This is a genomic window from Streptococcus sp. Marseille-Q0941 (assembly GCF_943736975.1).
Taxonomy (GTDB): Bacteria; Bacillota; Bacilli; order Lactobacillales; family Streptococcaceae; genus Streptococcus.
In genome coordinates this window covers 618,068-641,648 of sequence record NZ_CALSFO010000003.1, presented here as the reverse complement: position 1 = coordinate 641,648, position 23,581 = coordinate 618,068, and the positions used below count along the sequence as shown (strand labels likewise).

21 protein-coding genes are annotated in these 23,581 nt (G+C 40.2%); 17 read left to right on the top strand and 4 right to left on the bottom strand.

The features are described 5' to 3' along the window. Positions 1–43 precede the first annotated feature (43 nt). From NGI26_RS05310 to NGI26_RS05280, 7 genes are all read left to right on the top strand, one after another. A complete protein-coding gene (locus tag NGI26_RS05310; protein ID WP_251937062.1) occupies positions 44–1,201 on the top strand; it encodes an ABC transporter ATP-binding protein in 1,158 nt (385 codons plus the stop codon). Continuing rightward, positions 1,182–1,988 carry an ABC transporter permease gene (locus NGI26_RS05305; protein ID WP_000754118.1) on the top strand — a complete coding sequence of 269 codons (807 nt, stop codon included), beginning with the start codon at positions 1,182–1,184 and terminating at the stop codon, positions 1,986–1,988. The genes NGI26_RS05310 and NGI26_RS05305 overlap by 20 nt, the downstream gene beginning before the upstream one ends. After that, entirely contained in the window at positions 1,985–2,758 is a 774-nt protein-coding gene (locus NGI26_RS05300; protein ID WP_251937059.1) for an ABC transporter permease, read from the top strand. The genes NGI26_RS05305 and NGI26_RS05300 overlap by 4 nt, the downstream gene beginning before the upstream one ends. Further along, positions 2,755–3,825, top strand: a complete 1,071-nt coding sequence (locus NGI26_RS05295) for an ABC transporter substrate-binding protein (RefSeq protein ID WP_251937056.1) — start codon at positions 2,755–2,757, stop codon at positions 3,823–3,825. Before NGI26_RS05300 ends, NGI26_RS05295 begins: the two co-directional genes overlap by 4 nt. A gap of 285 nt (positions 3,826–4,110) precedes the next feature. After that, positions 4,111–4,596, top strand: coding sequence for an LURP-one-related/scramblase family protein (locus tag NGI26_RS05290; protein WP_251937053.1), 486 nt, complete (start codon positions 4,111–4,113; stop codon positions 4,594–4,596). Positions 4,597–4,612: 16 nt separating this feature from the next. Beyond that, positions 4,613–7,231, top strand: a complete 2,619-nt coding sequence (gene alaS / locus NGI26_RS05285; RefSeq protein ID WP_251937050.1) for an alanine--tRNA ligase — start codon at positions 4,613–4,615, stop codon at positions 7,229–7,231. 424 nt (positions 7,232–7,655) lie between these two features. Continuing rightward, on the top strand, positions 7,656–8,546 hold the full coding sequence (locus tag NGI26_RS05280; protein ID WP_251937047.1) for a C39 family peptidase: 891 nt from the start codon (positions 7,656–7,658) through the stop codon (positions 8,544–8,546). Between the two features lie 239 nt (positions 8,547–8,785). Here NGI26_RS05280 and gdhA read toward each other — a convergent pair whose 3' ends face one another. Next, positions 8,786–10,132 (bottom strand): NADP-specific glutamate dehydrogenase, encoded by a 1,347-nt coding sequence (gdhA, locus tag NGI26_RS05275; protein ID WP_251937044.1) that lies wholly within the window; start codon positions 10,130–10,132, stop codon positions 8,786–8,788. Positions 10,133–10,360: 228 nt separating this feature from the next. Here gdhA and NGI26_RS05270 point away from each other — a divergent pair, with 228 nt between their 5' ends. The 6 genes from NGI26_RS05270 (at position 10,361) to NGI26_RS05245 (ending at position 15,444) form a co-directional block, all read left to right on the top strand. Beyond that, complete coding sequence (locus NGI26_RS05270; protein ID WP_251937040.1) at positions 10,361–11,296, top strand: dihydroorotate oxidase; 936 nt, start codon at positions 10,361–10,363, stop codon at positions 11,294–11,296. A gap of 32 nt (positions 11,297–11,328) precedes the next feature. Beyond that, positions 11,329–12,366 carry a DNA polymerase III subunit delta gene (gene holA, locus NGI26_RS05265; RefSeq protein WP_251937037.1) on the top strand — a complete coding sequence of 346 codons (1,038 nt, stop codon included), beginning with the start codon at positions 11,329–11,331 and terminating at the stop codon, positions 12,364–12,366. A 69-nt stretch (positions 12,367–12,435) separates the two neighbouring features. Continuing rightward, the gene (gene sodA / locus NGI26_RS05260; RefSeq protein WP_000974725.1) at positions 12,436–13,041 is read left to right on the top strand and encodes a superoxide dismutase SodA; all 606 of its coding nucleotides are present in this window, start codon (positions 12,436–12,438) and stop codon (positions 13,039–13,041) included. 156 nt (positions 13,042–13,197) lie between these two features. After that, a complete protein-coding gene (locus NGI26_RS05255) occupies positions 13,198–14,106 on the top strand; it encodes a LysR family transcriptional regulator (RefSeq protein ID WP_251937034.1) in 909 nt (302 codons plus the stop codon). Next, positions 14,103–14,564, top strand: coding sequence for a signal peptidase II (gene lspA / locus NGI26_RS05250; RefSeq protein ID WP_251937032.1), 462 nt, complete (start codon positions 14,103–14,105; stop codon positions 14,562–14,564). Before NGI26_RS05255 ends, lspA begins: the two co-directional genes overlap by 4 nt. After that, a complete protein-coding gene (locus NGI26_RS05245; RefSeq protein WP_251937027.1) occupies positions 14,554–15,444 on the top strand; it encodes an RluA family pseudouridine synthase in 891 nt (296 codons plus the stop codon). The genes lspA and NGI26_RS05245 overlap by 11 nt, the downstream gene beginning before the upstream one ends. A gap of 23 nt (positions 15,445–15,467) precedes the next feature. Here NGI26_RS05245 and ffh read toward each other — a convergent pair whose 3' ends face one another. From ffh to NGI26_RS05230, 3 genes are read right to left on the bottom strand one after another with little or no spacing between them, the layout of a single operon-like run. Beyond that, the gene (gene ffh / locus NGI26_RS05240; protein WP_251937024.1) at positions 15,468–17,033 is read right to left on the bottom strand and encodes a signal recognition particle protein; all 1,566 of its coding nucleotides are present in this window, start codon (positions 17,031–17,033) and stop codon (positions 15,468–15,470) included. Positions 17,034–17,050: 17 nt separating this feature from the next. Beyond that, a complete protein-coding gene (locus tag NGI26_RS05235; protein ID WP_251937021.1) occupies positions 17,051–17,266 on the bottom strand; it encodes a 2-oxoglutarate:acceptor oxidoreductase in 216 nt (71 codons plus the stop codon). A 2-nt stretch (positions 17,267–17,268) separates the two neighbouring features. Beyond that, on the bottom strand, positions 17,269–17,601 hold the full coding sequence (locus NGI26_RS05230; RefSeq protein WP_125374075.1) for a putative DNA-binding protein: 333 nt from the start codon (positions 17,599–17,601) through the stop codon (positions 17,269–17,271). A 153-nt stretch (positions 17,602–17,754) separates the two neighbouring features. Between NGI26_RS05230 and rnc the strand changes: the two genes are divergently transcribed. From rnc to NGI26_RS05210, 4 genes are all read left to right on the top strand, one after another. Then, positions 17,755–18,453, top strand: coding sequence for a ribonuclease III (gene rnc / locus NGI26_RS05225; protein WP_251937017.1), 699 nt, complete (start codon positions 17,755–17,757; stop codon positions 18,451–18,453). Beyond that, the gene (gene smc, locus NGI26_RS05220) at positions 18,444–21,983 is read left to right on the top strand and encodes a chromosome segregation protein SMC (RefSeq protein ID WP_251937014.1); all 3,540 of its coding nucleotides are present in this window, start codon (positions 18,444–18,446) and stop codon (positions 21,981–21,983) included. Before rnc ends, smc begins: the two co-directional genes overlap by 10 nt. 89 nt (positions 21,984–22,072) lie before the next feature. Further along, positions 22,073–22,732 carry a trimeric intracellular cation channel family protein gene (locus NGI26_RS05215; RefSeq protein WP_251937011.1) on the top strand — a complete coding sequence of 220 codons (660 nt, stop codon included), beginning with the start codon at positions 22,073–22,075 and terminating at the stop codon, positions 22,730–22,732. A gap of 176 nt (positions 22,733–22,908) precedes the next feature. After that, positions 22,909–23,487, top strand: coding sequence for an HD domain-containing protein (locus tag NGI26_RS05210; protein WP_251937008.1), 579 nt, complete (start codon positions 22,909–22,911; stop codon positions 23,485–23,487). The last annotated feature ends 94 nt before the right edge of the window (positions 23,488–23,581 follow it).

The following is a 23,581-nucleotide window of genomic DNA, read 5'->3' as shown; positions in this document are numbered from 1 at the left end:
GTCCCAATCTGTTAATTTACGAAGAAAAAGGAATTTAGAGGAATTGAAAAAACCAATTATCGAATTCAGAAACGTTTCTAAAGTTTTTGAAGATAGTGACACTATGGTTCTCAAGGATATTAACTTTGAGTTGGAAGAAGGAAAATTTTATACACTGCTAGGAGCTTCTGGTTCAGGAAAATCAACCATCCTAAATATCATTGCAGGTTTGCTAGACGCAACGACGGGTGATATTTTGCTAGACGGTGTTCGTATCAATGACATCCCGACCAACAAACGTGATGTTCACACGGTCTTCCAATCTTATGCCTTGTTTCCACATATGAATGTGTTTGAAAATGTTGCCTTTCCATTACGATTACGTAAGGTCGATAAAAAAGAAATCGAACAACGTGTCTTAGAAGTTCTCAAGATGGTACAGCTTGAAGGCTATGAAAAACGTTCTATCCGCAAACTCTCTGGAGGACAACGTCAGCGTGTAGCTATTGCGCGTGCAATCATCAACCAACCTCGTGTAGTACTCTTGGATGAACCTTTGTCAGCCCTTGACTTGAAGTTGCGTACAGACATGCAGTACGAGCTACGTGAATTGCAACAACGCTTGGGCATTACCTTTGTTTTTGTTACCCATGATCAGGAGGAAGCCCTGGCCATGAGTGACTGGATTTTTGTCATGAATGATGGCGAGATTGTCCAGTCAGGAACACCTGTGGATATCTATGATGAGCCCATTAACCACTTTGTAGCCACCTTTATCGGTGAATCAAATATCTTGCCAGGAACCATGATTGAGGACTACTTGGTTGAGTTCAATGGCAAACATTTTGAAGCGGTCGATGGTGGGATGAAGCCAAATGAACCGGTCGAAGTTGTCATTCGTCCAGAGGACTTACGCATTACCCTTCCAGAAGAAGGAAAACTTCAAGTTAAGGTCGATACGCAGCTCTTCCGTGGGGTTCACTATGAGATTATCGCCTATGACGAACTTGGCAATGAATGGATGATCCACTCGACTCGTAAGGCCATCGTTGGTGAGGAAATCGGTCTGGAATTTGAACCAGAAGACATCCACATCATGCGTCTCAACGAAACCGAAGAAGAGTTCGATGCTCGTATCGAAGAATACGTAGAAATCGAAGAGCAAGAAGCAGGTCTGATTAACGCGATCGAGGAGGAAAGAGATGAAGAAAACAACCTCTAAACTCTTTGTAGTGCCCTACATGCTTTGGATAGCCCTCTTTGTCCTCGCACCCTTGGTCTTGATTTTTGGACAATCCTTTTTCAACATTGAAGGGCAGTTTAGTTTAGAAAACTATAAATCCTACTTTGCGTCTCAAAACCTGACCTACCTTAAAATGAGCTTCAACTCTGTGCTCTATGCAGGGATTGTGACTATGGTGACGCTTTTCATCAGCTATCCGACAGCCCTCTTTTTGACTCGTCTCAAGCACCGTCAACTCTGGCTCATGTTGATTATCCTGCCAACCTGGATCAACCTACTCCTTAAGGCCTATGCCTTTATCGGAATTTTTGGTCAAAATGGCTCCATTAACCAATTCTTGGAATTCATCGGAATCGGTTCGCAACAGTTGCTCTTTACAGATTTCTCCTTTATCTTTGTTGCAAGTTACATTGAGCTTCCCTTTATGATTTTGCCAATCTTCAATGTCTTGGATGATATGGACAATAATCTAATCAATGCTAGCTATGACCTCGGTGCGACCAAGTGGGAAACCTTCCGCCATGTCATCTTCCCTCTATCGATGAATGGTGTGCGAAGTGGTGTTCAATCCGTCTTTATCCCTAGCTTGAGCCTCTTCATGCTGACACGTTTGATTGGGGGTAACCGAGTGATTACTTTGGGGACGGCCATTGAGCAGAACTTCCTGACAAATGATAACTACGGTATGGGTTCAACCATTGGTGTGATCCTCATCCTGACCATGTTCATTACCATGTGGGTGACCAAGGAAAGGAGAGAACGATGAAAAAAATATCAAATCTTTACCTAGCCTTTGTCTTTATCGTCCTTTATTTGCCAATCTTTTACCTGATCGGATATGCCTTCAATGCAGGGGATGATATGAACAGCTTTACGGGTTTTAGCTGGACTCACTTTGAGACTATGTTTGGTGATGGAAGGCTCATGCTGATTTTAGTCCAAACCTTTTTACTAGCCTTCCTATCAGCCTTGATTGCGACAGTGATTGGGACTTTTGGGGCTATCTACATCTACCAATCACGCAAAAAATACCAAGAAGCCTTCCTATCTCTTAATAATATTTTAATGGTTGCGCCAGACGTTATGATTGGTGCCAGCTTCTTGATTCTCTTTACACAGCTCAAGTTTTCACTTGGTTTTCTGACAGTTTTGTCCAGTCACGTGGCCTTCTCGATTCCAATCGTAGTGCTTATGGTCTTGCCTCGATTGAAAGAGATGAATGGAGATATGATCCATGCGGCCTATGACCTTGGGGCTAGTCAGTTCCAAATGTTTAAGGAAATTATGCTCCCTTACTTAACGCCGTCTATCATCGCAGGTTACTTTATGGCCTTTACCTACTCGCTGGATGACTTTGCCGTGACCTTCTTTGTAACGGGGAATGGTTTTTCAACCCTATCAGTCGAGATCTACTCTCGAGCTCGTAAAGGGATTTCGCTTGAAATCAATGCCCTTTCAGCCTTGGTCTTTCTCTTTAGTATTATCCTGGTTGTAGGCTATTACTTCATTTCACGTGATAAGGAGGAGCAAGCATGAAACGACTCTATTCATTTTTAGCAGGAATTTTAGCGATTATCCTTGTCTTGTGGGGGATTGCCCATCATCTAGATAGTAAAATCAATAGTCGTGACAGCCAAAAATTGGTCATCTACAACTGGGGAGACTATATCGCTCCTGAACTTCTGGAGAAATTTACGGAAGAAACAGGAATCCAAGTCCAGTACGAAACCTTTGACTCCAACGAAGCCATGTACACTAAGATCAAGCAAGGCGGAACAACCTACGATATTGCCATCCCAAGTGAGTACATGATCAACAAGATGAAGGACGAAGACCTCTTGGTTCCGCTTGATTATTCAAAAATTGAAGGAATTGAAAACATCGGACCTGAGTTCCTCAACCAGTCTTTTGATCCAGGCAATAAATTCTCCATTCCTTATTTCTGGGGAACTTTGGGAATTGTCTACAATGAAACTATGGTGGAAGAAGCACCTGAGCATTGGGACGACCTCTGGAAACCAGAATACAAGGATTCTATCATGCTCTTTGATGGGGCGCGTGAAGTGCTTGGTCTAGGTCTTAACTCACTAGGCTATAGCCTCAACTCAAAAGACCCAGAGCAACTATCACAAACGGTTGATAAACTGTATGAGCTGACTCCTAATATCAAGGCCATCGTAGCCGATGAGATGAAGGGATACATGATTCAGAACAATGCTGCCATCGGGGTGACCTTCTCTGGAGAAGCTAGCCAGATGCTGGAAAAGAATCCAAACCTCAAATACGTTGTTCCGACAGAAGCAAGTAACCTCTGGTTTGATAACATGGTTATTCCTAAGACAGTTAAGAACCAGGATGCGGCTTATGCCTTCATCAACTTTATGTTGAAGCCTGAAAATGCTCTCAAGAATGCAGAGTATGTTGGCTATTCAACACCAAACAATGCTGCTAAGGAAATGCTTCCTGAGGAGACAAAAGAAGACAAGTCCTTCTATCCAGATGCAGATACCATGAAACACCTAGAAGTTTATGAGAAATTTGACCATAAATGGACAGGAATCTACAGTGATCTCTTCCTACAATTTAAGATGTATAGGAAGTAGTGATAGTCACGAAACGAAGCAGTTAGAACTGGTTCGTTTTTTTGTCAGCTTTTCTGGTTGACTCAATCATTAAAAAACAGTATAATAGGAATGTTGAGAATTGATTTTCTCCCTATCTTAGTTCAGAGAATTGGCGGTGCTGCGAGCCATCTAAGATTGAAAATCATGCTACTCGGTTATAACAATTGCATAAGAATCAAGAATGACAAGTTCATTGAATGAAGGTGGTACCGCGGTTTTTCGCCCTTCGTGATATGGATTTGTCTTTTATTTTTGGAGGTGCTTATGAGAAGATTTCTTGTCAAACAAAAATTTCGCCTAGGTGGTGAACGCTTTGATATTAAAGATGAAATGGGCAATGTCGCCTATCAGGTTGAAGGTTCATTTTTTCAGATTCCAAAGACCTTTACTATCTATGATGTAGCGGGTGAACAGGTCAGTGAGATTAGCAAAGAAATCTTAACTTTCCTACCACGTTTTGAAATTCAACTGAGTAACGGAGATAATTTTTATATCCGTAAGAAGTTGACTTTCTGGAAGGATAAGTATGAATTTGACAATCTTGGTCTTCGTATTGAAGGAAATATCTGGGATTTAAACTTTAAACTCCTCGATGATCGTGATCAAGTGATTGCAGAGATTGCTAAGGAACTTTTCCATTTAACTTCTACTTATACCGTGACAGTCTATGATGAATCTTATGCAGACCTAGTCATTTCCCTCTGTGTCGCTATCGACTATGTTGAAATGCTAGAAAGCCAATCAAATTAGTAAAAAGGAGATACATATGAAACAATTATCTAGTGCACAAGTCCGCCAAATGTGGCTTGATTTCTGGGCGACCAAAGGTCACTCAGTAGAACCATCTGTTAGTTTGGTTCCAGTAAACGATCCAACCCTTTTGTGGATCAACTCAGGGGTTGCAACCCTTAAGAAGTACTTTGATGGGACTATTATCCCTGAAAATCCACGTATTACCAATGCGCAAAAGGCTATCCGTACCAACGATATCGAAAACGTAGGGAAGACTGCCCGTCACCATACTATGTTTGAAATGTTGGGGAACTTCTCTATCGGGGATTACTTCCGTGACGAAGCGATTACTTGGGCTTACGAACTTTTGACAAGTCCTGAATGGTTTGACTTCCCAGCTGAAAAACTTTACATGACTTACTATCCAGACGATAAAGATTCCTACAACCGTTGGATTGAAGTAGGAGTGGATCCAAGTCACTTGATCCCAATCGAGGACAACTTCTGGGAAATCGGTGCGGGACCTTCTGGACCTGATACAGAAATTTTCTTTGACCGTGGGGAAGCCTTTGACCCAGAAAATATCGGTATTCGCCTTCTTGCCGAAGATATCGAAAACGATCGTTACATCGAAATCTGGAATATCGTCTTGTCACAATTTAACGCTGACCCAGCAGTCCCTCGTAGCGAGTACAAGGAATTGCCACACAAGAACATTGATACGGGAGCTGGTTTAGAGCGTTTGGTAGCCGTAATCCAAGGGGCTAAAACAAACTTTGAAACGGACCTCTTCATGCCAATCATTCGTGAAGTGGAAAAATTGTCTGGTAAGGTCTACGACCAAGATGGCGATAACATGAGCTTCAAGGTTATTGCAGACCATATCCGTTCTCTTTCATTTGCTATCGGTGATGGTGCCCTTCCAGGAAATGAAGGTCGTGGTTATGTCCTCCGCCGTCTCCTCCGTCGTGCTTCTATGCATGGTCAAAAATTGGGCATCAACGAGCCTTTCCTTTACAAATTGGTTCCAACTGTTGGTAAAATCATGGAAAGCTACTACCCAGAAGTCCTTGAAAAACGTGATTTTATTGAAAAAATCGTTAAGAGCGAAGAAGAGTCATTTGCCCGTACCCTTCACTCAGGGCAACACTTTGCAGAAACAATCGTAGCAGACTTGAAAGAAAAGGGCCAAACGGTTATCGCTGGGCAAGATGTCTTTAAACTCTACGATACTTATGGATTCCCAGTGGAGTTGACTGAAGAAATCGCTGAAGAAGCGGGTATGACAGTCGATCGTGAAGGTTTTGAAGCAGCCATGAAAGAGCAGCAAGAACGTGCGCGTGCGTCAGCTGTTAAAGGCGGATCCATGGGGATGCAAAATGAGACTCTTCAAAACATTACTGTTGAAAGTGTCTTCAACTACAATGCAAGTCAATTGCCTTCAAAATTAGTGGCTATCGTAGCAGACAATGCGGAAGTAGAAGCTGTTTCAGAAGGAACTGCATCACTGATCTTTGCAGAAACTCCATTCTACGCTGAAATGGGTGGACAAGTAGCTGACCATGGTCAAATCTTGGATGCTGCAGGAAATGTCGTAGCGACTGTAACAGACGTTCAAAAAGCACCAAATGGCCAAGCCCTTCATACCGTTGAAGTTCATACTCCATTTGCTTTGAACCGAGAGTACACTTTAGCTATCGATACGAACCGTCGTCATCGTGTGATGAAGAACCACACAGCGACTCACTTGCTCCATGCAGCTCTTCACAATATCCTTGGCCACCATGCAACTCAAGCAGGTTCGCTTAATGAAGTAGAATTCCTCCGATTTGACTTCACTCATTTCCAAGCTGTAACTCCTGAAGAATTGCGTGCCATTGAGCAAGAAGTTAATGAGAAGATTTGGGAAGCCATCGCAGTGGAAACAGTTGAGACTGATATTGACACAGCTAAAGAAATGGGAGCGATGGCCCTCTTTGGTGAGAAATACGGTAAAGAAGTCCGCGTTGTGACCATTGGTGACTACTCAGTGGAACTCTGTGGTGGTACCCACGTTGGCAATACTTCTGAAATCGGTCTCTTCAAGATTGTCAAAGAAGAAGGGATCGGATCAGGAACTCGTCGTATCTTGGCAGTAACTGGTAAAGAAGCCTTCGAAGCTTACCGTGAACAAGAAGATGCTCTGAAAGCAGTCGCAGCAACCTTGAAAGCACCTCAACTCAAAGAAGTACCTCACAAGGTGGAAAGCCTTCAAGAACAACTCCGTCAATTGCAAAAAGAAAATGCAGAATTGAAGGAAAAAGCAGCAGCAGCGGCAGCAGGCGATGTCTTCAAGAATGTTCAAGAAGTAAACGGACACCGTTACATTGCTAGTCAAGTTTCTGTATCAGATGCAGGCGCCCTTCGTACCTTTGCAGATAACTGGAAACAAAAAGATTACTCTGATGTGCTTGTTCTAGTCGCAGCCATCGGTGACAAGGTGAATGTCCTTGTAGCCAGCAAGACAAAAGATGTGCACGCAGGTAATGTCATCAAAGAATTGGCTCCTATCGTTGATGGACGTGGTGGTGGTAAACCAGACATGGCCATGGCAGGAGGAAGCAACCAAGCGAAAATCCAAGAACTCTTGGATGCCGTAGCAGGTAAATTGTAAGAAAGTAAAGACCTATCCACTCGGATAGGTCTTTTTGTTACTTAAAGTGTAGTTTTATTGTAGAGTGATCTGCAAATATAGTGTGTTAGAAGACTCTTGAAACTCATGAAAATGTTGGAGGAGAATTTAATAAGTAGCTTATGATTATCAACTCCTTTAAAATCTGTATGGTGAACTTAAATGAATTGATTTTAGAAAAGAAAAATAGTACAATCAAGATGTAAGCGATTACATGATGAAATTAGTAGTAAGCTTGGCAAGGGAAGTAGCTTTTTTCTGTATATGTGTATCTTTTTCTGTTTCGTATTTATTATTTAAAAGGGTGAGGAAAAGAAACAAAAATGTTGCTAAAGTTAGAGTTTTTCTAAAGAGAATTCAAGAAAAAGAATTTTGAATTTAAAAATTAGAAAGGAAGACGTAGCTTATGAACAGTAAGATAATTTGGAGTATTATAGTTTTATTCTCTATAATTTTAACTTGTACTGCTTTGCTCTTTCTACGCAAAGATAATCCAGGATACAAAGATGATAAGATGAAGGAGGACGCTAAAAGTTCTAAAACAATAGAAAAAACAACAGAGAGTAGTTTAAGGAAAAATTTTGACGATGAGTCTAAAATTATCCAAAAACCACAAGAAGAATCTTCCCAAAAAATAGAAGATATTGAACAAAGTAATCCAGATGAAGAGTCTGCTCCCAAAGTAAATACACCAAGTACACAAAAAACAATTGATAAACCAGTAAGCCAGTCTAATGTAGGAGAGAAAATCCTACTCAATGTATCTCCACAAGTTCAACATTCCTGGAATACGTGTGCTCCTACAACTGTAAGTATGATACTTTCTAGTCAAGGTATTACAGTTTCTCAAGAGTTATTGGCTAAAGAAATGAAAACGGATGACACATTTGGAACTCATAATGTTAATGCCATACAAATTTTGAATTACCATCTATTTGGTTATACTACGCCACAAGCTAATCAAGCTGGCTATCGATTAGAGACTGTGACAACATCTGATGTAAACTCTAAACAAATGCATCTATTTAAAGAACGTTTGAAACAAAATATAGCAGATGGTTATCCGATGTACTATACATTCGACTGTGCAAAGATTTACCCAGGTAGTTACGGTGAACATAATGTAATCGGTATTGGTTACCAATTGTCTGAAGATGGTTCTGATATTTCTTATATATACTATATCGATCCATCTTATACAAAACAGGATCCAATTTATGGTGGTTTAAAGAAAATAACACCAGAAGAATTATTTGAAGCCATGCTGACATGTGCTGAACCTAACTATGCATGGTGATAGTTAGATAGTGCTACAGTGCTAGATCTTTGTCCTTTTAATGATAAAGAGATTACACAAAAAGTCTTTAAAATAAGAAAAACGCATATTATTAGGTGTTCAAAAATCTTGATAATATGCGTTTTATAATGGAAAGATTTACTCAATTTCATATTCAAATTGAGTTTTTACCTAGTCTACTTTTTAAATCAACACAAAAATCCCCAATCGGAGTGATTGAGGATTCAGCATATTTTATCTTAAACAATACCTTGGGCAATCATAGCGTTTGCTACATTTTCAAAGGCTGCGATATTAGCACCTGCAAGGTAGTCAGTGCCTAAACCATATGTTTCTGCAGTTGTTTTAGCAGTGTTGAAGATGTTTGTCATGATGTCTTTTAAACGACCGTCAACTTCTTCACGAGTCCATGAGAGGCGAAGGCTGTTTTGGCTCATTTCAAGCGCTGATACAGCTACACCACCAGCATTGGCAGCTTTGGCAGGTCCGTAAAGGATTCCGTTTTCCTTGTAGACTTTGATAGCTTCAAGGTCACTAGGCATGTTGGCACCTTCTGATACGCAGATAGCTCCTTGATCAACCAAACGTTTAGCTGCTTCACCGTTGATTTCGTTTTGAGTCGCACATGGAAGAGCAATATCGTAGTTACCAGCGTAAGTCCATACTGAACCTTCGTGGTAAGTAGCAGTTGCTTTTTCAGCAGCGTACTCAGTCAAACGAGCACGACGGTTATTTTTAACATCGGTTAAAAGGTCAAAGTCGATACCATTTTCATCGATGACATAGCCGTTTGAGTCAGAGACTGAGATGACAGTAGCACCAAGTTCAGTCGCTTTTTGAAGTGCGTATTGGGCTACATTACCAGAACCTGAAATCACGACTTTCTTACCAGCAAAGCTGTTACCGTTAGCTTTGAGCATTTCTTCAGTGTAGTAAACCAAACCGTAACCAGTTGCTTCTGGGCGAATCAAGCTACCACCAAATCCAAGAGGTTTACCAGTCAAGACACCAGCGTCGAATTGGTTAAGACGTTTGTATTGTCCGTAAAGGTAACCAATCTCACGTCCGCCGACACCAATATCACCAGCTGGGACGTCAAGTGATGGTCCGATGTATTTTTGCAATTCAGTCATGAAGCTTTGGCAGAAGCGCATCACTTCAGCATCAGTCTTTCCTTTAGGATCGAAGTCTGATCCCCCTTTACCTCCACCGATTGAAAGTCCAGTCAAGACGTTTTTAAAGATTTGTTCGAATCCGAGGAATTTCAAGATCCCTTGGTTTACAGTTGGGTGGAAACGAAGTCCGCCTTTATATGGTCCAACAGCTGAGTTAAATTGAACACGGTAACCACGGTTCACTTGAACTTTACCGTCACGGTCAACCCAAGGAACACGGAAAGAAATCACGCGCTCAGGTTCAGTGATACGTGCCAAGATATTTTCTTCAATATACTCAGGGTGTTTTTCGAAGACAGGCTCCAATGTGCTGAAGAATTCCTCAACCGCCTGGAGAAATTCAGCCTCATGCCCGTTACGAGCTTTTACAGTTTCAAACACGCTTTGGATATATTCTTTAGCAGATGTCATATCGTTCTCCTTTTTTGTTGTCATATTTTATTACATGAGACATTATAGCAGAAAAAATTTTCAGTGTAAAGGAAAAAACACAAATTTTCTAAAAATTCTTTCAATTTGAATCTGCTCCTTTTTTTAGATGAATCAGCAAAGCTTTTTATAGACCCACTTTTATGAAAGGGCTCCTATCAAAGTATGGTATAATAGTAGAGATATAAAGGAATTCGGAGGAATAGAATCATGGTATCAACTAAAACACAGATCGCTGGTTTTGAGTTTGACAATTGTTTGATGAATGCGGCAGGTGTTGCCTGTATGACAATTGAGGAATTAGAAGGTGTCAAACATTCAGCAGCAGGAACCTTTGTCACTAAGACAGCAACATTGGAATTTCGTCAGGGAAATCCTGAACCACGCTATCAAGATGTTCCACTTGGTTCTATTAACTCTATGGGGTTACCAAATAATGGTTTAGACTATTACTTGAACTATCTATTGGAATTACAAGAGAAAGAACCCAACCGTACTTTCTTTCTATCTTTAGTTGGAATGTCTCCAGAGGAAACTCATACCATCTTGAAAAAGGTTCAAGAAAGTGGTTTCCGCGGTCTGACAGAACTGAATCTTTCATGCCCTAATGTTCCTGGCAAGCCTCAGATTGCCTATGATTTTGAAACAACAGATCGTATCTTGTCAGAAGTCTTTGAATATTTTACAAAACCTCTAGGAATCAAGCTCCCACCTTACTTTGATATTGTTCACTTTGACCAAGCAGCAGCGATTTTTAACAAATACCCACTCAAGTTTGTCAACTGTGTTAACTCTATCGGAAATGGTCTTTATATAGAAGATGAGTCTGTCGTGATTCGTCCTAAGAATGGTTTTGGTGGGATTGGTGGAGAGTATATCAAACCAACCGCCCTTGCTAATGTTCATGCCTTTTATCAACGTTTAAATCCTCAAATTCAAATCATCGGAACTGGTGGAGTCTTAACCGGTCGTGATGCCTTTGAACATATCCTTTGTGGTGCCAGCATGGTGCAAGTAGGAACTACCCTTCATAAAGAAGGAGTCGGTGCTTTTGAGCGTATTACCAAGGAACTCAAAGAAATCATGGTGGAAAAAGGTTACGAAAGCCTAGAAGATTTCCGTGGAAAATTGAATTATATGGATTAAATAGAAACTAAACTAACAAGAAAGGAGAAAAGATGCTAGCCATAGAAGAAAGTCGAAAGCTATCCTTAGCGAACCTTCCTAGTTTGACCCTGTTTACAGGAACTGATCAAGGACAGTACGACATCATGAAAACACAAGTTCTAAAGCAAATAGGCTACGATCCTGCGGACTTGAACTTTGCTTATTTTGATATGAAAGAAGTAGACTATAAAAGCTTGGAACTAGAGCTGGTCAGTCTTCCTTTCTTTGCCGATGAAAAAATTGTTATTTTAGATCATTTTCTCGATATAACGACAGCAAAAAAACGCTATTTAACTGATGATGAGCTCAAGTCCTTTGAAGACTATCTGGAAAATCCTTTACCTTCAAGCAAATTAGTAATCTTTACTGAAGGCAAGTTGGATAGTAAGAGACGTTTGGTCAAATTGCTCAAGAGGGATGCAACAGTATTTGAAGCTCTTGAGCCTAAAGAGCAAGAGATACGAGCGTATTTTCAAAAGTGGGCCCAGGAACAAGGACTTACCTTTGATGGAAAATCCTTTGAACACTTGCTTATCAAATCTAGTTTTCAATTCAGTGAAATTCAGAAAAACTTGCTCTTCTTACAGTCTTATAAAGATTCAGGTATCATTACTGAAGAAGATATTGTTGAAGCTATTCCAAAGACACTACAGGATAATATCTTTGATTTGACCCAGTTAATATTGACTAAGAAGATTGATCAGGCTCGAGATTTGGTCAAGGATTTGACCTTGCAAGGAGAAGATGAGATTAAACTGATTGCTATCATGTTGGGGCAGTTCAGACTCTATACGCAAGTAAAAATTTTGCAAGAGTCTGGTCAGACAGAATCTCAGATGGTCAGCAGTTTAGGTCACTATCTGGGGCGCAATCCTAATCCCTATCAAATTAAGTTTGCCCTGCGTGACACGCGTGGATTGTCTTTGACTTTCTTGCAGGATTCTATTCGTTATCTTATCCAAGCAGATTATCAAATTAAGACAGGTGTTTATGAGAAAGGCTACCTGTTTGAGAAGGCTTTATTACAGATTGCAAGTCAGTCAAATTGAGCAAATAACTTGAAAAAAAAGGTTGTTTGCGTTATCATTTTTATATAGAAAGAAAAAGAGGTACTACAGATGGCTATTATCTTACCAGATCTTCCATACGCTTACGACGCCTTGGAACCATATATTGATGCTGAAACAATGCATTTACACCATGACAAACATCACCAAGCATATGTAAATAATGCAAATGCAGCTCTTGAAAAACACCCTGAAATTGGTGAAGACCTTGAAGCTTTGCTTGCAGATGTTGAATCTATCCCTGCAGATATTCGTCAAGCTCTTATCAATAATGGTGGTGGCCACTTGAACCATGCTCTTTTCTGGGAATTGATGACTCCTGAAAAAACAGCTCCTTCAGCAGAACTTGCAGCAGCAATCGATGCAACATTTGGTTCATTCGAAGAATTCCAAGCAGCATTCACTGCAGCAGCAACAACTCGTTTCGGTTCTGGATGGGCATGGTTGGTTGTTAACAAAGAAGGTAAACTTGAAGTGACTTCAACAGCAAACCAAGACACACCAATCTCAGAAGGTAAAAAACCAATCTTGGGCTTGGACGTTTGGGAACATGCCTACTACGTGAAATACCGCAACGTTCGTCCTGACTACATCAAAGCTTTCTTCTCAGTTATTAACTGGAATAAAGTAGACGAGCTTTACGCAGCAGCTAAATAATCGCATTTGATAACACCCCTTTTTAGTTGGATCTTGGGTCTAGCTTTAAAGGTGTTTTTTGTTTACTTTGCTAAGAAGTCTAGGACACATAATTTTCCTTTGTTGGATAGACTTGATTTATGGTATAATGAAAGGATAGAAAACGAAGGAGAAGTCATGAATATTCAACAATTACGTTATGTTGTTGCTATTGCAAATAGTGGTACTTTTCGTGAAGCGGCTGAGAAAATGTACGTTAGCCAACCCAGTCTATCTATTTCTGTAAGAGATTTGGAGAAAGAGTTAGGGTTCAAGATTTTCCGTAGAACTAGTTCAGGTACCTTCCTTACACGTCGAGGTATGGAATTTTATGAAAAGGCCCAAGAATTGGTCAAAGGTTTTGATGTTTTCCAGAATCAGTATGCCAATCCCGAAGAGGAAAAGGATGAGTTTTCAATAGCCAGCCAGCACTATGATTTCTTGCCACCGACTATTACAGCTTTTTCTCAACAGTACCCGGAGTATAAGAATTTCCGTATTTTTGAGTCTACAACTGTTCAGATTTTGGATGAAGTAGCTCAAGGACACAGTGAAATTGGGATTATTTACCTTAATAATCAAAACCAAAAGGGCATCATGCAGCGGGTTGAAAAATTAGGCCTAGAAGTAATTGAGTTAATTCCTTTTCAAACGCACATTTATCTACGTGAAGGACATCCTTTGGCTAAGAAAAAAGAGTTGGTCATGGATGATTTGGCTGAATTGCCAACAGTTCGTTTCACACAAGAAAAGGATGAATATCTCTATTACTCAGAAAACTTTGTGGATACCAGTGCCAGCTCTCAGATGTTTAACGTAACAGACCGCGCTACTTTAAATGGAATTCTTGAAAGAACAAATGCTTATGCGACTGGTTCTGGATTCTTAGATAGCGATAGTGTTAATGGAATTACTGTTATTCCACTAAATGATAATCTCAATAATCGCATGGTTTATGTCAAGCGTGAAGAGGTTGAATTGAGTCAAGCAGGAACTTTATTCGTAGAGGTTATGCAAGAGTATTTTGATCAGAAGAGGAAGGCATGAAAAAAAGAGGAATAGTAGCAGGGATTATAGCGGCCTTAATCGTCTTAGATCAACTGGTAAAAGCTTATGTCGTTCAGAATATTGCTCTAGGTGAAGTTAAATCATGGATCCCAAATCTAGTTAGTTTAACCTATCTGCAAAATAGAGGGGCTGCCTTTTCTATGCTTCAAGATCAACAGTGGTTTTTTACAGTGATTACACTAGTAGTTATGGCAGGGGCTATTTGGTATTTGCACAAGCATATAGAAGATTCCCTCTGGACAGTCTTTGGATTGGTTCTGATTATTGCAGGTGGTCTGGGAAACTTCATTGATCGTATTAGCCAAGGATTTGTCGTGGATATGTTCCACTTAGACTTTGTCAATTTTGCCATATTCAATGTAGCCGATAGTTATCTGACAGTTGGTGTTATCGTACTAATGATTGCAATGCTAAAAGAGGAAATGAATGGAAATTAAAATTGAACGAGGCGGGGTACGTTTAGATAAGGCCTTGTCAGATCTGACAGAACTGTCACGTACTCTCGCCAACGAACAAATCAAGTCAGGTCAAGTCCTGGTTAACGGCCAGGTAAAAAAAGCCAAGTATACGGTCCAAGAAGGGGATGTTGTCACTTATCAAGTTCCCGAACCAGAGGTTCTGGAGTATGTGGCTGAAGATATTCCGTTAGAAATCATTTACCAAGATGAGGATGTAGCAGTAGTTAACAAACCTCAGGGTATGGTTGTTCATCCAAGTGCTGGTCACACCAGTGGTACCTTGGTTAATGCCCTGATGTATCACATCAAAGATCTATCTGGTATTAATGGTGTATTGCGTCCAGGGATTGTCCACCGTATCGATAAGGATACATCAGGTCTCTTGATGATTGCCAAAAATGATGATGCTCACATGGCGCTCGCCCAAGAATTGAAAGACAAAAAATCTCTTCGTAAATATTGGGCTATTGTTCATGGGAATCTTCCCAACGACCGTGGAGTCATTGAGGCACCAATTGGACGTAGCGAAAAAGACCGCAAGAAACAAGCTGTGACTGCTAAAGGGAAACCAGCAGTGACACGCTTCCAAGTATTAGAACGTTTTGGTGACTATTCTTTATTAGAATTGCAACTAGAAACAGGAAGAACTCACCAAATCCGTGTACACATGGCTTATATTGGGCATCCTGTTGCTGGGGATGAGGTCTATGGCCCTCGTAAAACCTTGAAAGGTCATGGACAATTTCTCCATGCCAAGACGTTAGGATTTACCCATCCAAGAACAGGCGAAACTATGGAATTTACTTCTGATATTCCAGCTATCTTCAAAGAGACTTTGGAGAAACTTCGAAAAAAATAAAAAAGGACTCAATCGTGTCCTTTTTATTTGCGTTTTTTCTTAGCTTTTTTCATTTTGTTGGCCATGCGTTTCATAGATTGCTTCATGGCAAATTCACCGATTTTACCCTTGAGGCCCCCACCGAGCATCTGGCTCATATCAGGCATTCCAGCTCCTCCAAAAGCAGACATATCCGGCATACCACCTTGTCCCATCATTCCTTCAAGGGCTGATATATCCATGCCACCAGGCATATTTTTAGGAAGGTTGTTAGGGTTGATGCCCATTTGCTTCATCATCTTGTTCATGTCGCCAGACATGACACCTTGCATGAGTTGTTTGGCTTGGTTAAAGTCTTTGATAAACTTGTTGACATCGATAAAGGTATTACCAGAACCAGCTGCAATACGACGACGACGGCTTGGAGTGAGCAAATCTGGATTTTCACGTTCTTCAGGAGTCATAGATGAGACAATGGCACGTTTGCGAGCAATTTGTTTTTCATCCACCTTCATATTTTGAAGGGCAGGATTGTTGGCCATGCCAGGAATCATCTTGAGCAAATCTTCCATTGGCCCCATATTTTGCACCTGATCCAACTGATCGATGAAATCGTTGAAATCAAAGGTGTTTTCTCGCATCTTTTCAGCCATTTCAAGGGCTTTTTGCTCATCGTATTCTTGGGAAGCTTTCTCAATCAGAGTCAGCATATCTCCCATACCGAGAATACGACTAGCCATACGATCAGGGTGGAAAGTTTCAATGTCAGTAATCTTTTCACCAGTACCGGTGAATTTGATTGGTTTTCCAGTGATGTGACGAACAGAAAGGGCTGCACCACCACGAGTATCCCCGTCAATCTTAGTAAGGATGACACCAGTAACTTCTAATTGTGCGTTAAATTCACGCGCAACGTTAGCAGCTTCTTGACCGATCATGGCATCGATGACAAGAAGAATTTCATTTGGTTGAGCTAGAGCTTTAACATCACGGAGCTCATTCATGAGAAGTTCGTCAATTTGCAAACGACCGGCCGTATCAATCAAAACATAGTCGTTATGGTTGGCTTTAGCTTGCTCCAAACCTTGGCGAACAATCTCAACCGCAGGAACTTCAGTGCCAAGAGCAAAGACAGGAACATCAATTTGTTGTCCCAGTGTTTTGAGCTGGTCGATAGCCGCAGGACGATAAATGTCAGCCGCAATCATCAAAGGACGAGCATCCTCTTCCTTTTTAAGTTTGTTAGCTAATTTTCCAGCAAAGGTTGTTTTACCAGCACCCTGCAAACCAACCATCATGATGATTGTAGGAATCTTAGGAGACTTGATAATCTCAGCTGTGTCTGAACCAAGGACTTCTGTCAATTCCTCATTAACAATCTTGATGATTTGTTGAGCGGGATTGAGGGTATCAATGACTTCATGCCCGACCGCGCGTTCACGAATTTTTTTGATAAAATCCTTAACTACAGGCAAAGCAACGTCGGCTTCTAAAAGAGCCAAACGAATTTCCTTGGTTGCTTCTTGGATATCACTCTCTGTGATTTTTTCTTTTTTACGTAGATTTTTAAAGACGTTCTGCAAACGTTCTGTTAAATTTTCAAATACCATATTTTTCTCCTATTTATTCAATTCAGTGGAAATCGTCCGAAATGTTGCAAACACTCTAGTTCTTCGGGTGTGACCTCTTTCATGATTTCATTTGGATATCCCCAACAGCTAAAACCTTCTTTAAGGGCTTGGGGGATAGAATCAGGTGAGAGAATTTGTAGTATTGTAGGGAAGGGGGGCTCTGCAGCTAATAGTTTACAAGGTATTCCTTTATAGACAACAAGATTATCCATGATTACTCCCTATTATCAATACTGGTCAAAATCTCAACTTGCTCTTGTAGAAAAGCATCTTCTGGGTAACGCTCTAGGATCTGGTCAAAAATCTGACTGCGGACAATGTAGTCAGAGTACATATGAAGCTTCATCTCATAGTCTTCCAGAATCTTTTCAGTTCGTTTGATATTGTCATAAACAGCCTGGCGACTGACGCCGAATTCTTCCGCAATTTCAGCTAAGCTATAGTCGTCTGCATAGTAGAGCTCGATATAGTTCATCTGCTTATCAGTCAAAAGGGCTGCATAAAATTCAAACAGAGCATTCATTCGATTGGTTTTTTCAATTTCCATAAGATTTATTATACCAAAAAAAATCCTGAACTGCTAGTAATGGATTGATTTTAGACATAAGTGAGAAAAAGGGATTTTAACTGTTATTTTCTGACTAAGAAACCTTTTTTTGGTATAATGGAGTGTATTATAATGTTTTAGAAAGAGGTTCTTATGAAAAAATTAGAAACCGTGTTAGAGCAACGTTTTGGGCTTGTTTTTTCAGATAAACAGTTACTTGAAACAGCTTTTACTCACACTAGTTACGCTAATGAGCACCGCCTCTTAAAAATTTCACACAATGAACGCTTGGAATTTTTAGGAGACGCTGTTCTGCAATTATTGATTTCAGAATATCTGTACAAAAAGTATCCTAAAAAACCAGAAGGTGACCTGTCTAAACTCCGTGCCATGATTGTACGTGAAGAGAGTTTAGCTGGTTTTGCCCGTGACTGCCAGTTTGACCAGTTTATCAAGCTAGGTAAGGGAGAGGAAAAATCTGGAGGCCGTAATCGAGATACCATCTTGGGAGATGCTTTCGAAGCCTTTTTGGGTGCCCTGCTTTTAGATAAGGATCTACTTACGGTAAAAGAGTTTATCTATCAGGTCATGATTCCCAAGGTGGAAGCAGGTGATTTTGAGATGATTAAAGACTACAAGACTCACCTCCAAGAATTACTCCAAGTCAATGGTGATGTTGATATCCGCTATCATGTGATTTCAGAAATTGGACCTGCCCATGATAAGATGTTTAAGGTCGAAGTCCTTGTTGAGGGGAAAAGTTTAGGTACTGGTCAAGGACGTTCTAAAAAATTGGCCGAACAGGAAGCCGCTAAAAATGCAGTTGAGAAAGGGCTGGATTCATGTATTTAAAGGAAATTGAGATTCAGGGGTTTAAGTCCTTTGCTGATAAGACCAAGGTTGTTTTTGACCAGGGAGTTACAGCGGTTGTAGGACCAAATGGTTCTGGAAAATCTAACATAACAGAGAGTTTACGCTGGGCTCTGGGTGAATCAAGTGTCAAAAGTCTTCGTGGTGGGAAGATGCCTGATGTTATCTTTGCAGGGACTGAAAGTAGAAAACCTTTAAACTATGCTTCTGTAGTAGTTACTCTAGATAACCAGGATGGCTTTATTAAGGATGCTGGACAGGAAATCAAGGTGGAGCGTCATATCTACCGTACAGGAGACAGTGAATACAAGATTGACGGGAAAAAAGTCCGTCTTCGTGATATTCATGACCTCTTCTTAGATACCGGTCTTGGACGTGATTCTTTCTCTATCATTTCCCAAGGGAAGGTCGAAGAAATTTTCAACTCTAAGCCTGAAGAACGTCGCGCGATCTTTGAAGAAGCTGCCGGAGTTTTAAAATATAAAACTCGTCGCAAAGAGACAGAAAGTAAACTGCAACAAACTCAAGACAACTTAGACCGCTTGGAAGACATCATCTATGAGTTAGATAATCAAATCAAACCATTAGAAAAGCAAGCAGCAACAGCCCGTAAATTTATAGAACTAGACGGTCAACGTAAGGCCATCTACTTAGATGTTTTGGTTGCACAAATTCAAGCCAATAAGGCTGAATTGGACATCACAGAAGAAGAGTTAAACCAAGTTCAAGAACTTCTCACTAGTTATTACCAAAAGCGTCAAGAGTTAGAAGAAGAAAATCAAACTCTCAAAAAGAAACGTCAAGATTTACAAGCAGAGATGGCTAAAGATCAAACTAGTTTGATGGATTTGACCGCTTTGATTAGTGATTTGGAACGTAAATTGGCCTTATCTAAACTAGAGACTGAGCAGATTGCTCTCAATCAACAAGAGGCTCAAGCTCGTTTAGCTGGTTTGGACGAAAAGAGAACTGCTCTCATTCAAGAGAAGGAAGAAAAAGAAGCAAATCTGGCTCAGTTAGAAGCAAATCTAGCTGCCAATACCAAGGAGCTCAATCGTTTAGAAGCTGAGTTAGCAGCATTTTCTGATAATCCTGACCAGATGATTGAGCAACTGCGTGAGCGATTTGTTGCTTTCCTGCAGGAAGAAGCAGATGTCTCTAACCAGCTGACACGGATTGAAAATGACCTTGAGAATAGTCGCCAACAGACTCAAAAGCAAGAAGAACAATTAGCGTCCTTGAAGGAACAATTGGCTTCTGCCAAGTCTAAGGCTGCTGAGCAAGAGCTTGCCCTAAAAACAGCGAAAGAAAAAGTACAAACCTTACTTGCTGACTATCAGGCACATGCTAAACAGGAAGAAGAACAAAAACAGGCTTATCAAAGTCAGCAAAATCAACTCTTTGACCGTTTGGATAGTCTGAAAAACAAGCAGGCTAAGGCGCAAAGTCTGGAAAACATTCTTAAAAACCATAGTAATTTCTATGCGGGTGTTAAGAGTGTTCTACAAGAAAAAAATCGCCTAGGTGGTATTGTCGGAGCGGTCAGTGAACATTTAACCTTTGATGTTCGTTATCAGACAGCCCTCGAAATTGCCCTCGGTGCAAGTAGCCAACATATCATCGTTGAAGATGAACAGGCAGCGACTAAGGCTATCGACTTCCTTAAGCGAAACCGAGCTGGTCGTGCGACTTTCCTACCTTTAACAACCATCAAGGCTCGTAGCATTTCTAGTCAGAACCAAGATGTGATTGCCTCAAGTCCAGGTTTTCTTGGCATGGCAGATGAATTGGTTACTTTTGATGCAAAGCATGAAGCTATTTTTAAAAACTTGCTTGCTACAACAGCTATCTTTGATACGGTGGAGCATGCGCGTGATGCAGCTCGTAAGGTGCGTTATCAAGTTCGGATGGTAACCCTCGATGGCACAGAATTGCGCACTGGTGGTTCGTATGCTGGTGGTGCCAATCGTCAAAACAACAGTATTTTTATCAAGCCTGAATTGGAGCAGTTGCAAAAAGAAATTGCTCAAGAAGAAAAGCTTCTTAGTCAGGAAGAAGAAAATCTGAAATCACTCCAAGAAAAGTTAGCTAACCTTGCTCAAACTTTGGAAACCATTAAGTCTCAAGGAGAGCAAGCTCGTATAGAAGAGCAAGGCTTGTATCTGGCTTATCAACAAACTTGCCAGCAAGTTGAAGAACTCGAAACACTTTTAGATCTTCAAGAAAAAGAATTAAACAATCTAAGAGGTGGAGATTGGCAAGCTGAAAAAGAAAAATGCCAAGAACGTCTTTCAATCATCGCAACTGAAAAGCAAAAGCTAGAATCAGAAATCGAAGAAATCAAGTCCAATAAAAATGTTATTCAGGAACGTTATCAAAGCTTGCAGGAAAAACTTTCTCAAGAACGTCTCCACAAAACAGAAATGTTAGGGCGAAAACGTTATGAAGTTGCGGATATTGAGCGGATCAATAAAGAGCTTGAATACCTTGATATGGAGCAAGAAGAGATTGAGCGTCTTTTGCAAGAAAAAGTAGATAATCTTGAAAAAGTTGATACGGAACTTTTGACAAAGCAGGAAACAGAAGCCAAGAGTCAGAAGGAAGACATTCAACAAGGACTCATTCGTAAGCAGTTTGAACTAGATGATATCGAAGGTCAGTTGGATGATATCGCTAGTCATTTAGAACAAGCGCGTCAGCAAAATGAAGAATGGATTCGTAAGCAAACTCGAGCGGAAGCGACTAAAGAGAAAATTACGGAACGCCTTCGTTATCTTCAAGGCCAACTGACTGAAGAATATCAGATGAGCTATACAGAAGCTTTGGAGCAAGCCAACCAGTTAGAAGATTTAGCTATGGCTGAACAAGAGGTCAAGGATTTGGAAAAAACGATCCGTTCACTTGGTCCAGTCAATCTGGATGCCATTGAGCAGTTTGACGAAGTTCATGAACGCTTGGAATTCTTGAATAGTCAGCGTGATGATATTCTTTCGGCTAAAAATCTTCTTCTTGAAACTATTACAGAGATGAACGATGAAGTGAAGGAACGCTTCAAATCAACCTTTGAAGCCATTCGTGAATCCTTCAAAGTGACCTTTAAGCAGATGTTTGGCGGTGGTCAAGCGGATCTAATCCTGACTGAGGGAGATTTATTGACGGCGGGTGTTGAAATCTCTGTCCAACCTCCGGGTAAGAAAATCCAATCTCTCAACCTCATGAGTGGTGGAGAGAAAGCTCTATCAGCTTTGGCTCTTCTTTTCTCAATCATTCGTGTCAAGACCATTCCATTTGTTATTTTGGATGAAGTAGAGGCTGCACTCGATGAAGCTAACGTTAAACGCTTTGGAGATTATCTCAACCGATTTGACAAGGATAGCCAGTTTATCGTTGTTACCCACCGTAAGGGAACCATGGCAGCCGCAGATTCTATTTATGGGGTAACCATGCAAGAATCTGGCGTTTCTAAGATTGTCTCTGTTAAACTAAAAGATTTAGAGAATATGGATGCTTAGTTTGTTTTCAATATAACATTTCAAACTAGAGCATGTAGAATGACCTTCAAGAAGTCGGAAAGGTTACAAAAATAAATTGAGGAGCTTACATGGATTTTGACCTATTCTTAATGATTTGTAATTATATTGGGACAATAGCTTTTGCGGCGTCAGGAGCCATCAAAGGTTTTGATAAACGATTAGATATTTTCGGCATTAGTTTATTGGCCATTGTAACAGCAGTAGGCGGAGGGATTTTGAGAGATTCTATTATCAGTCGTTTCCCCTCATCCCTTGCTGAACCTAGCCCGATTTATGTCTCTATCCTTGTAGCGGTTATCATGTATGTCTTTGTGACTTCAAAACAAGCCAATGCAAGTCAAGATAAAAAATTCTATAAATGGCTGAGAGAAGCCTATCTCATCTTTGATTCGATTGGATTGATTATCTTCTCTCTAATCGGGGCTACAGCCTTAGCTGATAGTAAATTGAATTTAATGTCTGCAGGGATTTTGGCCTGTTTAACAGGTGCTGGTGGCGGTATTATCCGAGATCTTTTGATCAATGAAGTTCCAAGTGTTCTAAAAGAAGATATCTATGCTCTTCTATCTTTCGTAATTGGAGTGATTTATTATTGGCTGGCCTTTGTTCTTCACTTTCCAAGAATCACCGCCTTTATCATCCTCTCAATAGTTGGCTTTGTGATTCGACTTTGTATTATTAAATTCAAGCTCTCTTTGCCAAATATGGATAAGAGAACCTTGAATTGATGTATGACTGAAAGTTTGATTCCAAACTCGTAAATAAAGTTAAAATAGTCATTTTATCAGCGTTTAATCTCGTGTGGATTAGGCGCTATTTTATTTTTTGCAAATACGGGAAATATTTGATGAAATTACTATTTTTTGGTATTATATCTAAAATTTAAAATAAGATAGGAGCAACAATGAGTAATTTAAAGAATTCAGTCGATTTTATTAAAGAAATAGAGAAATTAAAGGCAGTAACAAGATTTAATAGAACTCTTGATGGAAGATTTGAAAATAGTGCCGAGCATTCTTGGCAGGGTGCCATAGCTGCGATGGTTCTTCAAGATTATTATCCTGAAAAATTGGATATGGAAAAGGTTATTTCTATGTTATTGATTCATGATCTAGGTGAGATTTATGCCGGAGATACTTGGGTGTTTGATGATAAAAATAAAGTTCATTCTCATGGTAGAGAGCTAGAATCTATAGAAAAAACTATGAGCATCCTTCCAGAAGAAAAATATTTACAAATGAAATATTCTTGGTTGGAATTTGAAAAAGGGCAGAGTTCTGAGGCAAGATTTGCAAGAGTTATCGACGCATTAGTACCGCTGATAAATCACTTGGAAGTATCAGAATTCAATTATAATCCTGATAATATCAGTACAGATATGGTATTAGAAAAGAAAAAGTTCATAAAAGCTGAATCGGAAGAATTATGGAAACTGACAGAAGATTTGATTCAGGAAAGTGTGGAGAGAGGCTTATATTTTTAATAAGGACTGGCTCTATAGATACAATAGAATATAGAGAAAGCCTTGGAATGATTCCAAGGCTTTTTAGCTATCTATAGATACAAGGAAAAAGTTG